The organism is Campylobacter concisus (assembly GCF_003048835.2).
GTDB classification, from domain to species: Bacteria; Campylobacterota; Campylobacteria; order Campylobacterales; family Campylobacteraceae; genus Campylobacter_A; species Campylobacter_A concisus_D.
Genome location: NZ_CP060705.1, coordinates 23,879 through 37,452 on the forward strand (window position 1 = coordinate 23,879; position 13,574 = coordinate 37,452).

At 41.7% G+C, this 13,574-nt stretch carries 13 protein-coding genes; 5 read left to right on the top strand and 8 right to left on the bottom strand.

What is annotated here, in order from left to right; all coding sequences use genetic code 11:
- Positions 1–491: 491 nt before the first annotated feature.
- The 3 genes from CVT08_RS00140 to CVT08_RS00150 form a co-directional block, all read right to left on the bottom strand.
- Positions 492–1,142: an ATP-dependent DNA helicase RuvA gene (locus CVT08_RS00140; RefSeq protein ID WP_107856361.1), complete on the bottom strand. Its 651-nt coding sequence runs from the start codon at positions 1,140–1,142 to the stop codon at positions 492–494.
- 66 nt (positions 1,143–1,208) lie between these two features.
- Complete coding sequence (locus CVT08_RS00145) at positions 1,209–2,375, bottom strand: replication-associated recombination protein A (protein ID WP_230855962.1); 1,167 nt, start codon at positions 2,373–2,375, stop codon at positions 1,209–1,211.
- Between the two features lie 20 nt (positions 2,376–2,395).
- Positions 2,396–2,926: a pyridoxamine 5'-phosphate oxidase family protein gene (locus CVT08_RS00150; protein ID WP_107856363.1), complete on the bottom strand. Its 531-nt coding sequence runs from the start codon at positions 2,924–2,926 to the stop codon at positions 2,396–2,398.
- A gap of 78 nt (positions 2,927–3,004) precedes the next feature.
- Between CVT08_RS00150 and CVT08_RS00155 the strand changes: the two genes are divergently transcribed.
- Complete coding sequence (locus tag CVT08_RS00155) at positions 3,005–3,298, top strand: hypothetical protein (RefSeq protein WP_107856364.1); 294 nt, start codon at positions 3,005–3,007, stop codon at positions 3,296–3,298.
- A 7-nt stretch (positions 3,299–3,305) separates the two neighbouring features.
- Here CVT08_RS00155 and ung read toward each other — a convergent pair whose 3' ends face one another.
- Positions 3,306–3,992, bottom strand: coding sequence for a uracil-DNA glycosylase (gene ung / locus CVT08_RS00160; RefSeq protein ID WP_107856365.1), 687 nt, complete (start codon positions 3,990–3,992; stop codon positions 3,306–3,308).
- Between the two features lie 63 nt (positions 3,993–4,055).
- Here ung and CVT08_RS00165 point away from each other — a divergent pair, with 63 nt between their 5' ends.
- From CVT08_RS00165 to infC, 3 genes are all read left to right on the top strand, one after another.
- Complete coding sequence (locus tag CVT08_RS00165) at positions 4,056–4,637, top strand: YbaK/EbsC family protein (protein ID WP_107856366.1); 582 nt, start codon at positions 4,056–4,058, stop codon at positions 4,635–4,637.
- A 336-nt stretch (positions 4,638–4,973) separates the two neighbouring features.
- A complete protein-coding gene (thrS, locus tag CVT08_RS00170; protein ID WP_107856987.1) occupies positions 4,974–6,794 on the top strand; it encodes a threonine--tRNA ligase in 1,821 nt (606 codons plus the stop codon).
- Positions 6,791–7,309, top strand: coding sequence for a translation initiation factor IF-3 (gene infC, locus CVT08_RS00175; protein WP_009295104.1), 519 nt, complete (start codon positions 6,791–6,793; stop codon positions 7,307–7,309). Before thrS ends, infC begins: the two co-directional genes overlap by 4 nt.
- Positions 7,310–8,725: 1,416 nt before the next feature.
- On the opposite strand, the gene CVT08_RS00180 is transcribed toward infC, so the two are convergent.
- The 3 genes from CVT08_RS00180 to CVT08_RS00190 all read right to left on the bottom strand — a co-directional run bounded on the left by CVT08_RS00180 (position 8,726) and on the right by CVT08_RS00190 (position 10,958).
- Positions 8,726–8,869 carry a hypothetical protein gene (locus CVT08_RS00180; protein WP_159070991.1) on the bottom strand — a complete coding sequence of 48 codons (144 nt, stop codon included), beginning with the start codon at positions 8,867–8,869 and terminating at the stop codon, positions 8,726–8,728.
- 65 nt (positions 8,870–8,934) lie between these two features.
- Positions 8,935–10,293, bottom strand: coding sequence for an NADP-specific glutamate dehydrogenase (gene gdhA / locus CVT08_RS00185; RefSeq protein ID WP_021084055.1), 1,359 nt, complete (start codon positions 10,291–10,293; stop codon positions 8,935–8,937).
- Between the two features lie 170 nt (positions 10,294–10,463).
- A complete protein-coding gene (locus CVT08_RS00190; RefSeq protein WP_230855941.1) occupies positions 10,464–10,958 on the bottom strand; it encodes an SMI1/KNR4 family protein in 495 nt (164 codons plus the stop codon).
- 176 nt (positions 10,959–11,134) lie between these two features.
- Between CVT08_RS00190 and CVT08_RS00195 the strand changes: the two genes are divergently transcribed.
- Positions 11,135–12,064: a PQQ-binding-like beta-propeller repeat protein gene (locus tag CVT08_RS00195; RefSeq protein WP_107856986.1), complete on the top strand. Its 930-nt coding sequence runs from the start codon at positions 11,135–11,137 to the stop codon at positions 12,062–12,064.
- 39 nt (positions 12,065–12,103) lie between these two features.
- Here the strand turns inward: CVT08_RS00195 and CVT08_RS00200 are convergent, their stop codons facing one another.
- Positions 12,104–13,543 (bottom strand): acetyl-CoA carboxylase subunit A, encoded by a 1,440-nt coding sequence (locus CVT08_RS00200; protein ID WP_103650001.1) that lies wholly within the window; start codon positions 13,541–13,543, stop codon positions 12,104–12,106.
- Positions 13,544–13,574: the final 31 nt, after the last annotated feature.

Genomic DNA, 13,574 nt, shown 5'->3' on the forward strand with positions numbered 1-13,574 from the left:
AAAATTTCGTGCTAGTTTTCGGCTTACTCGCGGTGAACTTGCTTTTCTAGCAAGATTTTACGACCAATATTTTTACGCTCTAAGGCGTTTTTTGATTGAAAATTTCTAAATTTATCTCACAGTGAAGGTTTAGAATGGCTAAAATTATTTCTTGATTTTTGGATTTTAAAATTAGGTTTTTGCGTTTTTTAGAAGGCTTTTACAAACAATTCGCTGTTTTTCCTGCGTGGGCATAGCTTGGCAAAACGTATTTGACTATTAGTTTTGCTAAAAATTTTATCAAAAGCGTTTAAAAGGCTTTGGCTATTAAATTGCTTAGTCATCTTTGTAAAATTTGCCCGTCTTTTGTTTAACTGGGTTAAATTTACCGCTTTGCACCGATTTTTATAAAATTAGGCAAACTAGCAAAATACCTTGCAGACTACCAGTAAGTTTTCTTTCTGGTTTAAGTTTAATGGTAAAATTTTCAGCCTTACCGCGTAATTTTAACGCTATTCTATAGGCTTAAACTGCGTAAAATCCACACCGGTCGCGTCAAGAACCGCACGCGAATAAAAGTAAAAACTATAAAACAAATCATCATCGTAAAAGTGCTCTTCCCAAAGCTCCTCGTCGTTTTCATCGCTTTGCGGCCACAGGTATTTTTCGGCTAGCATATCAGCAAAGCTACCCAGTGGTGTAGTATGATTAATTTTATCGGCATCGCTACAAACCATAAGCATAAACGCGAAAAATTCACCCAGACGGGACACGATAAGCTCTGCCACCTCGTCTTTATCGCCGTTATCAGCGACCAACTTCGCCCGCATAAAAATTCTCGCCAAAAATACAAGTGCAAAAGGCGTAGCGTGCCAAAAAGTACTTTGATGCTCTATTTCTTTAAAAATTTTATCAAGCACGTCACAAGCAGCTTTGGCGTTAAATTTTGCTTCATTGTTATTTGCTGGATTTGCCGTATTTTGTCCGCTATTTGACTTGCTGGTAGTCAAACTTTGCGTCAAATCTTTCTTGCCGATCGCTGCCGAAAGCTGTTTAAAAATTTCTGGAAATCTGCTTGCTCTGCCATAAGTCGTCGTTAATCTACTCCAAGGCACGTCTTCTATCTTTAAATTTGCGATGTACGCTAAAATTTGCTTGTTCATCTGCATTCCTTTTAAAATTTACTCTTATACTTGCCATAAATAAATCTGACAGAGTAAAGCCTAAATTTAGCCTTTTGACTTTATCTTTTCTAGCCACTCATTTAGTGTTTTTTCAAAGCCTATGCCCTTGCTTTTGTAAAAAACGAGCGGTTTTTCTAGGTATTTTTGCTCGACCCAGCCGCCAAAATCATGCGGATAAATGTAGTCTTTGCTCTCTTTTGTGTGATTTTTTAGATATGGCGGAATTTTTAAAATTTCCTCGCTTTGCACGTATCTTAGGGCGGCATTTATCGCGTTGTAGCTGGAGTTTGACTTTGGCGAGCTGGCTAGATAGATAGCGCACTGAGCCAGTATGATCCTAGCCTCTGGAAAGCCTATCTCTTTTACCGTGCTTAGCGTGCTTGCGGCTAAATTTAGCGCATTTGGGTTTGCGTTGCCGATGTCTTCGCTGGCAAATATCGCCATCCTTCTAGCGATGAAGTCCGCACTCTCGCCAGAGTCTATGAGCCTTGCAAGGTAGTATATGACGGCGTTTTCATCGCTTCCACGCAGACTTTTTATAAAAGCGCTTGCTAGCTCGTAGTGCGTGTCATCCTCTTTTGCTCCCTCTTTTAGGGCATTTTGGCGAAGTGTTTTTAAATTTTCTAAGCTTACATTTTCATCAAGTGTGACGGCAAATTCTAGTAAATTTAGCATGGCTCTTGCGTCGCCGCCACTACTTTTAAAGAGATATTCCTTTGCCTCCTCGTCTATGCTAAATGAAATTTGCTCTTTGATCTTGCCAAGAAGCTCCTCAAAATCTCTACTACTAAGCGGTCTAAACTCAAAGAGCATCGAGCGACTTCTGATGCCTGAACTTAGCGTGAAAAAGGGATTTTCGGTGCTAGCGCCGATAACTAGGGCTTTGTAGTTTTCCATGGGTATAAGCAGTGCTTCTTGCTGGGTTTTGCTAAGCCTGTGGATCTCGTCTATGAAAAAGAGTGGCTTGTTTAGGGCGTTTTCGTAGTTTTTTAAAATTTTGCGAAAGTCATCTATCTTTAAATTTCCGCCGTCAAACTCGTAAAAGTCGTAGTTTGCCCCACTTGCCACAGCCCTTGCAAAGCTCGTCTTGCCACAGCCTGCTGGACCATAAAATATGGAGTGCGGTATCTTGCTTGTGGCTATAAATTTTAAAAAGGCTGCTTTAACCGCCTTTTGGCCGCAAATTTCATTCAAGTTTTTTGGTCTAAACATCAGTGCAAGTGAGCTCAAATTTACTCCTTTGCCGCTTTTGGCAAAATTTTGGCCTTTGCGCTAAGGCTCTCTATCTTTAGCTCGTAAATTTTCATGTTTTTTAGCCCATACTCGGCTGCCACGTCAAAGGTGCTCATCGCGTAGGCGGTGTATTTTTGACTGAGAATTTTTAAAATTTCATATCTTTTTGCATCATCTGTCACTTCGTAAGCTCTTGTTTTTGCGATGGCACTTTTGTATTCAGTCGTAAAGACTTTGCCGCCAAGCGCCTTGCCGTCGTTCTTTATCGCTTCTAGCTCGCTATCATTTAGGTGCGGGACTTTATTAAAGCTAACGCAGACAAACTCCACTTTTCGCCCATTTTGTAGCAGTTTTGCCTTGCTACCAGCGGTCGCTCCGTGCACAAAAATGCTCTCACCAAACCTAACAGGCGAGATAGGCACGCTAAAAATTTCTCCCTCTTCATCAATGCATGAGATTACGCCGTATTCGCAACCATCGATGATCTCAAGCGCCTCGTCAGGGCTTAGTTCTCTATCTTTTCGCCTCATTTTCATCCTTTTTTTGCAAATTATTTTAAAATTTAAGTGCTTAAAGGCTAGTATAACGCAAAAATTTCAAGGAAAAATATGAAAAAATTTGCCATTTTTGCCCTTTTTTTGGGCGTAAATTTACTTGGTGCAAGCGAGGTTTGCAAGGAGTATGTAAAGCAAAGCAGGCTCTATCTTGACGAGCTTTACGCCAAAGAGAGCAAGAAGCTTGCAGGTGATGAGAAAGCGCTAAGGCTTTTTGAGCTTAAATTTGATGAGTTTAAGCAAAGGCAAATCGGCCAAGAGGCGATGATAATGCAAAATAACGATGAGAAATTTTGCAAAAGCGAGCTAGAAAAGGTAAATAAGCTTCTTACTGAGCTTAAAAAATAGCTCAAATTTAAGCGTTTAAGTCCCACTCAATGGGCGTTTTGCCGTGGTTTGCTAGGTAGATATTTGCCTTTGAAAAGTGTCTGCAGCCAAAAAATGCCCCACGAGCTAGCGGACTTGGGTGTGCTGCTTCTAAGATGAGGTGCTTGCTGGCGTCTATTAGTGGCGCTTTTGCCTTGGCTGGGTTGCCCCAGAGCATAAAGACTACGTTTTGTAAATTTTCACTTATCTTTCTTATAACTGCGTCTGTAAAGCCCTGCCAGCCAAATCCTGCGTGAGAGTTTGCCGCTCCCGCACTTACGCTAAGGGTCGAGTTTAGAAGCAGCACGCCTTGTTTTGCCCACTTTGTAAGATCGCCACTATTTGGCTCTTTTATGCCAAGGTCGGCGTAAATTTCTTTATAAATATTAACAAGGCTTGGCGGCACTCGCACGCCACTAGGCACTGAAAAGCTTAGTCCCATGGCTTGATTTGCACCGTGATATGGGTCTTGGCCTAGGATGACTACTTTGACGTCGTGAAATGGCGTTAGGTTAAATGCGTTAAAAATGAGCCCGCTTGGTGGATAGACGACGCCAGCGCTCTTTGCTTTTAGGAAATTCTCTTTGATATGAGCGAAATTTTCGCTCAAAAACTCATCTTTTAGCACCTCTTTCCAGCTTGGCTCGATCTTTACGTCATCTAAATTTATCTGCATTTTCCTGCCCTTTTTTGGTTTTAGCGGTATAATTTTAACTAAATTTATCCAAAGGAAAGAGCTGTGTCAGAGCAAATTTTTAATAAAATCCACGATCTTCTTAGCAAAAATGGGGCTAAATTTAGAGTGATAGAGCATGAGAGTGCGAGGACTTCAGATGATGTTGCCAAGATAAGGGGCACGAAGATGAGCCAGGGCGCAAAGGCGCTGGTGTGCTCTATAAAAGGCATTGATAAAGCTAAATTTAGAGAAATTTTTAAAGATGAAAACGTACTTGTTGGCTACTTGCTAGATGACGAAAGACCAGCAATGAAGGCTGGTAAAATTTACTTGCTAGCGGTCTTACCAGCGGACGAGCAGGCTGATCTTGACGCGCTTACGCAAAAATTTGATGGTAAAAGAGCAAGCCTTGCTAGCCCAGAGGAGGTTGCGGCCTTGGCTGATTGCGTATTTGGCTCGGTTCCGCCATTTAGCTTTCATAAAAATTTGCACCTTGTTGTGGACGAGAGCTTGCTAGAGCGAAACGAGGAGATCGCCTTTAATGCAGGGCTTCTTGATAGATCTATCGTCCTAAACGCAAAAGACTACGCCAGGATAGTAAAGCCGGTGCTTGTTAAATTTGCAAAAGAAAAAGTGCTAGGCTAACCACTTCCTAGCACTAAATTAGTCGGGAGAAAAATGAATTTAAGTAATGCAAAGACGAGAAATTGCTAAATTCATTTCAGGAGCAAATATTATCAGGGGTAATCTTAAAATATAATAAAATATATTGATAAAATATGCATACTTTAGGGATATTTATCTTTATATATAAAAAAATATATTTTAAAATACAAAAATTTTGGCTCAAATTTTACTAAATTTAAAAAGAATTTATAAAAATTTGCTTAGCAATTATTAAGTTTAGCTTAAAGCCCATTTTGATAAAATCCTTAATCGTTCTTTTATCGTAAAAAAGACAATTTGATATAAGGAAAAACAATGAGCGATATCATCGCATACAAACTAAATGGCGAAATAGTCGATACTCAAAGTATCGCAGGGCGTGAGAGTAGTGCTGAGCCTGTCTATTTTGAAAACTCAAAAGAGGCACTACACGTTATCAGACACTCCTGTGCGCACCTCATGGCACAAGCTATCAAGTCACTCTATCCAAAGGCAAAATTCTTTGTCGGACCAAACGTAGAAGATGGATTTTATTATGATTTTAGAGTTGATGATGAGGGCACGAAGCTAGGCGAGAGCGATCTAGCAGCGATCGAAGATAAGATGAAAGAGCTTGCTGAGAAGAAATTTGACATAGTTAAAACTTGCTCAACCAAAGCTAATATGAGTGAGAAATTTAAAAACGACGATCTAAAACAAGAGGTCTTAAAAAGAATTCCAGATGGCGAAGTGAGTAGCTACGCACAAGGCGATTTTGAAGACCTTTGCCGCGGACCACATGTGCCAAATACTAAATTTTTAAAATTCTTCAAGCTTACACGCGTAGCTGGTGCATATCTTGGCGGAGATGAGAGCCGTGAGATGCTAACTAGAATTTACGGCACAGCTTACGCAGACAAAGAGAGCTTAAAAGAGCACATCCGCATCATCGAAGAGGCTAAAAAGCGCGATCACAGAAAGCTTGGCGTCGAGATGAAGCTATTTACATTTGATGAGGAAGTGGGTGGCGGTTTGCCGATATGGCTACCAAATGGCGGACGCTTAAGATCAAAACTAGAGCAACTTCTATACAAAGCTCACAGAGATCGCGGCTACGAGCCAGTGCGAGGTCCTGAGCTTTTAAAGGCTGATGTGTGGAGAAGAAGCGGCCACTACGCAAACTATAAAGAAAATATGTATTTTACAACGATCGATGAGACAGAATATGGCATCAAGCCGATGAACTGCGTTGGCCACATCAAAGTTTATCAAAGCGATATCAGGTCTTACCGTGATCTACCGCTTAAATTTTTTGAGTACGGCGTTGTGCATCGCCATGAGAAAAGCGGCGTGCTTCACGGACTTTTTAGAGTTCGCGAATTTGCACAAGATGACTCACATATCTTTTGTATGCCAAGCCAGATAAAAGAAAATATCTTAGAAATTTTAAAATTTGCTGGCACGATAATGGAAAATTTTGGCTTTCATTATGAGATGGAGATTTCAACCAAGCCAGCCAAAGCTATCGGTGGCGATGAAATTTGGGAAACTGCTACAAAAGCGCTAAAAGAAGCTCTTGATGAAAACGGCTTTAAATACGGCATCGACGAGGGCGGCGGCGCATTTTATGGACCAAAGATCGACATTAAGATAACTGACGCGCTTAAGAGAAAGTGGCAGTGCGGCACGATCCAGGTTGATTTTAACTTGCCAGAGCGCTTTGATCTAGGCTACATCGACGCAAACAACGAAAGACAGCGCCCTGTAATGCTTCACAGAGCATTGCTTGGTAGTTTTGAGAGATTTATAGGAATTTTACTTGAGCACACTGCTGGCGAGCTGCCATTTTTTATAGCGCCAACGCAAGTCGTCATCGTGCCTATTAGTGATGCGCATTTAGACTACGCAAAAGAAATTTCACGCGAGCTAAGAAAGATCAACGTCGATAGCGAGATCGCAAGTAAAAATGAGAGTTTAAATAAGAGAATAAGAACGGCAGAAAAACAAAGGGTGCCTATGATAATCGTGCTAGGAGACAACGAAGTAGCGAACAAGAGCGTTGCTTTGCGCGACAGACAGGCTAGGACGCAGAGCGATATGAGCTTGGCGGAATTTATAAATTTAACGAAGGAGAAACTTAGTGAGGTACATTTTTGAGTAAGGAAAATGAAGTATTGCTCAATGAGGACATAAGGGCGAGAGAGGTAAGATGTGTAGGGGATGATGGCACGGCATACGGTGTCATCTCAAGAGATGAGGCTTTAGAGATCTCAAACAAGCTTGGGCTTGATCTAGTGCTTATAGCGCCAGACGCGAAGCCGCCAGTTTGCAAGATAATGGACTATGGTAAATTCCGCTATCAGCAAGAGAAAAAGCAAAAAGAGGCCAAGAAAAAGCAAAAAACCATCGAGATAAAAGAGATAAAACTCTCTGTCAAGATCGCCCAAAACGATATAAACTATAAGGTTAAACACGCAAGCGAGTTTTTGCAAGATGGCAAACACGTTAAATTTCGTGTATTTTTAAAGGGTCGCGAGATGAGCACCCCAGAGGCTGGCGTAGCCATGCTTGAGAAGGTCTGGGAGATGATCAAAGATGAGGCTGACCGCGACAAAGAGCCTATAATAGAAGGTCGTTATGTAAATATGCTTGTAACTCCAAAAAAGGGTTAAATTCTCACAAAGAGCAGGCTAGCGCTTGCTCTTTTTTCATTAAATTTTTAATACAAAAACTCATAAATAACTATTTTCAAAAATTCTATCATTTTTATATTTTCTAAATTTAAGCAAGAGCGTTTGCAGTTGATGTGGCTTGCGGTTAAATTTTTGTAGGATGAATTTAGTCGTGTTTAAATTTAGTAAATTTTGATTTTTACTTGCTGGGATTTATTCGCTTTGTTATCACTCGCATAGGCGCTGTGCTGAGAACATCTTGCGAGTTTGTAAATTTAAGTGTTTGCGTGGGTGTTTGAAATCAAATTTTGTCTAATTGCAGGCTAAATTTGGTAAGAAACTTGATTATTTGTAGCTTAAATTTAGTAAATTTTAAATTCTCTTGTCCGAATTTGATTATCTTGCTGCCACTCGAAAAAGCGCTGTGCTGAAAACTTCTTGTAAGTTTTAAAATTTGTTTATAGCTTGTATGGGTGTTTTAGGCTAAATTTGACAAGATATATGCTTGTTTGTAGCTTAAATTTAGTAAATTTTAATTTTTATTTGACGGAATTTAACCGCATTTTCGTCACTCGCATAGGAGCTAAAATTTGACTAGGCAAGAGATCGTCTAATAGAGTAAATTTGATAACTTCTTTCGATTTCTAAATTTATGGTGCGTGTGCGAGTGTCGTGAGCTAAATTTGGCAAGAAATTTCTTTGTTTATAGCTTAAATTTATAAAATTTTAATTTTTGCTTGCTGGAATTTGTTTGACTTTTTATTGTTCGCATGGGTGCTTTGCTGAAATTTGACTGGGTGAGAGCCGCATACTAGAGTAAAAATGAAAGCTTCTTTTGAGTAAATTCGATATTTGTAGTGTTTATGCGAGCGTTTTGAGCCAACTTTTGCTTAATAGCTGGCTAAATTTAATAAGTGAAATTTGGTTTTTCTTGTAAAAATGCGAGCAGTTTTTATCGCTTTAAAATGCTTTTTGCAAAGGATTTGACTGCTTTTGTTTTATGCGGTAGTAAAATTTGATAAGAGAAATTTAGGTATGGCTTAAATTTATAAAATTTAATTATCTCTTGCCAAAAATGAAACTCTTTGTCGTCTGCTTGGACAAAATTTAGGAGTTGCTCGGCTGATGGTAGGACTTCATTGTTTAGCCTTACTACGTCGAAGTTGCAAGTGCCATGAAATTTTTCGCTCGCAACGCATTTGCTGCAAATTTCTTCATCGCCAAGTAGTCACGCATAGACTGCACCACCCACGCAATCAAGCAAAAATATCCACATGATGCTCCATGGCAAAAACTTTCAATTTTACTGGATGAGCCTCGCCATACCACCATTTGCCACTATATTAGCTCTTTTGACAAAATTTCTATAAAAAGCCCTAAAAAATGTGATCTGCTAGCCACCCTAATGAAATTTAGTCAAACTTCAAATTCGCATCTGCCACGCCAGCAAAAATTTTTTAAAACGAACGCCGCATAAAATGCTTCAAAGCAGCGTAAATTTGATAGTTTGTTAGTAAAATTTGCCGTGCAAAAACCAAACTCTCTTTTAGTTAAAATCATAGCCTGCCTCGTATCGATTTACGCCCAAATTTAACTTGGACGTAAATTTACAGAGCCAAATTGGACTACACATATCCTTGATCTATCATCGCATCAGCCACTTTTCTAAAGCCAGCGATATTTGAGCCAAGCACCAAGTTGCCCTCATCGCCAAACTCTTTACTCGTTTCGTAGCTTAGCTCAAAGATGTGATTCATAATGCCATGAAGTCTGCGATCGACCTCTTCAAAGCTCCACGAAGTCATGCCGGCATTTTGCATCATCTCAAGTCCGCTCGTGCCCACGCCGCCAGCGTTTGCTGCTTTTGCTGGAGCAAAGTGGAAGTCTTTTTGCGCAAGCATGAAATTTATCGCATCAAGCGTGCTTGGCATGTTCGCGCCCTCAGCCACGAAGCGGCAGCCATTTGCGTAAAGCACTTTTATGTCAGCTAGGTGAAGCTCATTTTGTGTCGCACACGGGAAGGCTCCGTCGCATGGCACGTCCCAGACGCCGTTTCTGCCCTCTTTGTATTCGCTCACGCTTACATATTTTGCGTTTGGTCTAAATTTGGTGTATTCGCTAAGGCGCGCGCGCTTCACTTCTTTTAGCTCTTTAAGTACCGCTAGATCGATGCCCTCAGCGTCATAGACGTATCCGTTTGAGTCAGAGACGGTGATAGGCAGTGCGCCTGCTTGATAGAGCTTTTCGACCGTGTAGATGGCGACATTTCCGCTACCGCTGACGCTGCATTTTTTGCCCTCCAAGTCAAGTCCAGCTTTTTTTAGCATGTTTTGAGTGAAATATACTAGTCCGTATCCAGTAGCCTCTGTGCGCGCTAGGCTGCCGCCCCAGTTTAGCCCTTTGCCAGTTAGGATGCCATCAAACCTGCCAGTTAGCTTTTTATACTGGCCAAACATATAGCCGATCTCTCTAGCGCCCACGCCGATATCGCCTGCTGGCACATCCACGGTGTTGCCGATGTGGCGGTAAAGCTCACTCATAAATGCTTGGCAAAATCGCATTATCTCGCCCTCGCTCTTACCCTTTGGATCAAAGGTGCTGCCGCCTTTTGCGCCGCCGATATTTACGCCAGTGAGCGAGTTTTTGAAAATTTGCTCAAATCCAAGAAATTTTAGCACGCCAAGATCGACGCTTGGGTGGAGTCTTAGACCGCCCTTGTATGGGCCAACAGCTGAGTTAAACTGCACGCGGTAGCCGTTATTTACCTTTGGTCTGCCATCATCGCCTGTGTATGTGACGCGAAAGATCACCGTGCGCTCAGGGATGACGATGCGCTCTAGGATCGCGTGTTTTTGGTACTTGCTCTCTCTTTTGATAAGCGGCTCTAGGCTGTTTAGAACCTCAGTCGCAGCTTGGACAAAGACGCCTTGACCTGGGTTGGTCTTCTTTATCCACTCCATCGTTTGTTCGATGTACTCGCTCATTTTTGCTCCTTTTTCCTTTTTTTTGTAGTTAAATATTAACTCGGCTAGAAAAAATTTTTATTTAAAGATATTTTAATATTTTTATTTTGGGCAATGAGTGTTACATATCGAAACTAAATTTATAAAAAGTGGTTTTTGCTTTGGTTGCTAGGATAAATTTATAAAATTTACTAAATTTGCGCCATCTCTTGCCAAAAATCAAGTTCTGTGTCGTCTGCTTGGACAAAATTTAGTATTTGCTGGGCTGATGGCAGGGTTTCATCATTTAGCCTTGCTATATAGGTGCTGGCAAGCGCTATGAAAAATTTTTCAAAGTCACTCGCAACGCACCTGCTGCAAAGCTCGTCATCTTCAAGTAGCCACGCATAGACCGCACCACTCGCGCAATCAAGCAAAAATATCCAAGGATCTCCCACGGCAAAAACTATCAAATTTGCTGGCCTCTCCTCGCCCTGCCACCATTTACCACCAAACTCATCTACGCTGTTTAGACGCACTAACTCGCTCGCGTAGTCGCCTCTACAGCCAAAGCTGACATTGCAAATTTCAAACTCTCCAAGGTCAAATTTGCTTAAAAGCTCTTTAAATTTAGCTGGGAAATTTACGCCAAGGCACTTTTGCGCTTGCTTAAACGCCGAAACGTCCTTTTGCGGCAAAAGTCTCATGCCAGTCATACCCTCTTGCTCTAGCGGCAAGAAAATTTGATCTAGTTTTTAGCGATCTCGTCTAGTTTTAAAAACATATCGCTCCTTAAATTTGCTAAATTTGGCAAATTTTATCAAATTTAGCCCAGCGCGCTTTAAAATTTGAGTTATAATCGCCATAAATTTAAGGAGCTAGCGTGGTTAGATCATATCCTCTTGATATGCCTGGCGTGGAGTTTCGCGGGCACGGCGTAACTGGCATTTACGAGATGGGTGAGCGCATTGCATTTGTACATTTTGCTTTTGGGGTGCCTAGCGAGCTAGAGATAGCTCAAAAGCTAACGCCAAACTACGTGCTACTAGATACATTTTCACGCGACTTTAGCGAGCATAAACGATCAATGCTTGCCTACAAACAAAGCGAAATTTTTATAGCTAGCAGTGCGCGTTGCTACCCAGAAAATGGCTACTTCGTGCTAAATACTAGATACTACAAGGGCTACATAAACTCCCCAGCAAAGCTTATAAAGATAAGTGACGGGGAGATGAGCGAGCTCGGCGTTGCTAATGAGCCTATAAAAGAGATATATAACGACGCTAAAACGTATGAATTTGATGGTTTTTGCGTGCGAATGAGCTCGCCATTTATGATGGAGTGCAAAGAAATTTTGGGCGGCGCAGAGTTCAAAAGCGAAGCAAAAGATGAAAATTTAAACGCTAATTTGCCGCCCAAAGAGCAGAGCGCAAGGATAGGCAAGACCATCTGGCGGCTAAAGCTTGGCGCATATCTCTACACGCCAGTTTGCCTGAATGATGGGGTGCTTTACTTTGGCACCGCTGGCAAGGGCGGAGATCTATACGCCGTGGATGCAAAAAGCGGCGAGGTGATGTTTAAGTTTAAAACCAGCGGCACGGAGCATTTTGTTTGGATCAAAGGTCAAATTTTGCTCGCGAACCGCAAAAATAAGCCAGTTTTGATAAGCGCCAAAGATGGCTTGCTATTAAAAGAGATAGAGTTTGAGAAATTTAGCCTTAGCGCAGATCAGATCATGCTAGTAAGTGGTGGCAGACTCTATGCTGTGGCAAATGACGGAGCTAAAATTTACGCAGTTTGCGCGGAAATTTAGCTTTGGCGAATTGATCGCCAAAGCCGCAATTAGATAAATTTATCTCTTCTTTTTATATCTTTTTATCGCCTCTACGATGACTTCTTCTAGGTCGTCATTTGGCTCTTTGTTCATATCATCATAGGTGTTTTCAAGGATAGTTTTTAAGTTTTTCTCGACGTAGCTAGTATCGAAAAATCCTCTTCTAAACTCCTTGCTTTTGCTGATCGTTAGCAAAAATGGAATGATCGTTCGCACGCCCTCGATAGTAAATTCTTCAAGTGCTCTTTCAAGCTTATTTACCGCGAGATCGTAGTCAGTCGCCTTGACGATCAATTTTGCGATAAGTGAGTCGTAAAATGGCGGTATGGTATAGTCTTTATAGACGTGGCTATCGACGCGTACAGATGGGCCAAGAGCTGGGTAGTAGCCTTCGATAGTGCCTGGTGCTGGTATGAAATTCTCCCAGACGTTCTCAGCTGTGATCCTTGCTTCTATCGCGTAGCCGCGCGGTTTGATGTCGCTTTGCTCGATCTCTAATATCTCACCCGAAGCGATCCTTATCTGCCTAACGACAAGATCGTGGCCTGTGATCTCTTCGGTGATGCCGTGCTCCACTTGGATACGAGTGTTCATCTCCATGAAGTAAAAGTTGTTGTAGTCATCTAGTAAAAACTCGATAGTTCCTACGTTTGAGTAGCCCACAGCCTTTGCAGCTGCCACTGCGGTCACGCCCATGATCTTTCTTAAATTTTCGCTAATCGATGGACAAGGTGCGATCTCGATGATCTTTTGGTGGCGCCTTTGGATAGAGCAGTCACGCTCGCAAAGGTGGATGATGTTGCCGTAGTTATCACCTAAAATTTGAAACTCGATGTGGCGAGGGTTTACGACAAGTTTCTCCATAAAGACTTCGTCGTTGTTAAAGTATGCTTTTGCCTCTCTGGTGCATGATTCAAAGGCATCTTGCATATCTTCTTCTTGCCAGACCTCTCTGATGCCACGGCCACCACCACCACCGCTTGCTTTTAAGATGACTGGATAGCCGATGCGTCTAGCGTGCTCTTTTATGGCATCCATGCTCTCATCATTTAGCTTTTCAGTGCCTGGAACTATCGGTATGCCGTTTTTCTTCATCAGATATCTAGCGATGTTTTTATCGCCCATTTTTTTGATGACTTCAGCCTTTGGACCGATGAAGATGAGCCCAGCATCCTCAACCGCCTTTGCAAATTCGTAGTTTTCGCTTAAAAAGCCGTATCCTGGGTGTATAGCATCAGCTCCGCACTCTTTAGCAAGCTTTACGATAGCTTTGGCGTCAAGATAGCCCTTGATCGGATCTTCACCCACTTGATAGGCCTCGTCAGCGATCCTGACATGCAAGCACTCGCTGTCTGGTGCTGTGTAAATTCCTACGCTTTGGATGTGTAAATCCCTACAAGCTCTGACTATCCTAACTGCGATCTCACCACGATTTGCGATAAGAATTTTATGTATCATAGGCTATCCTTTTTGAGTTTTTCTTATCATA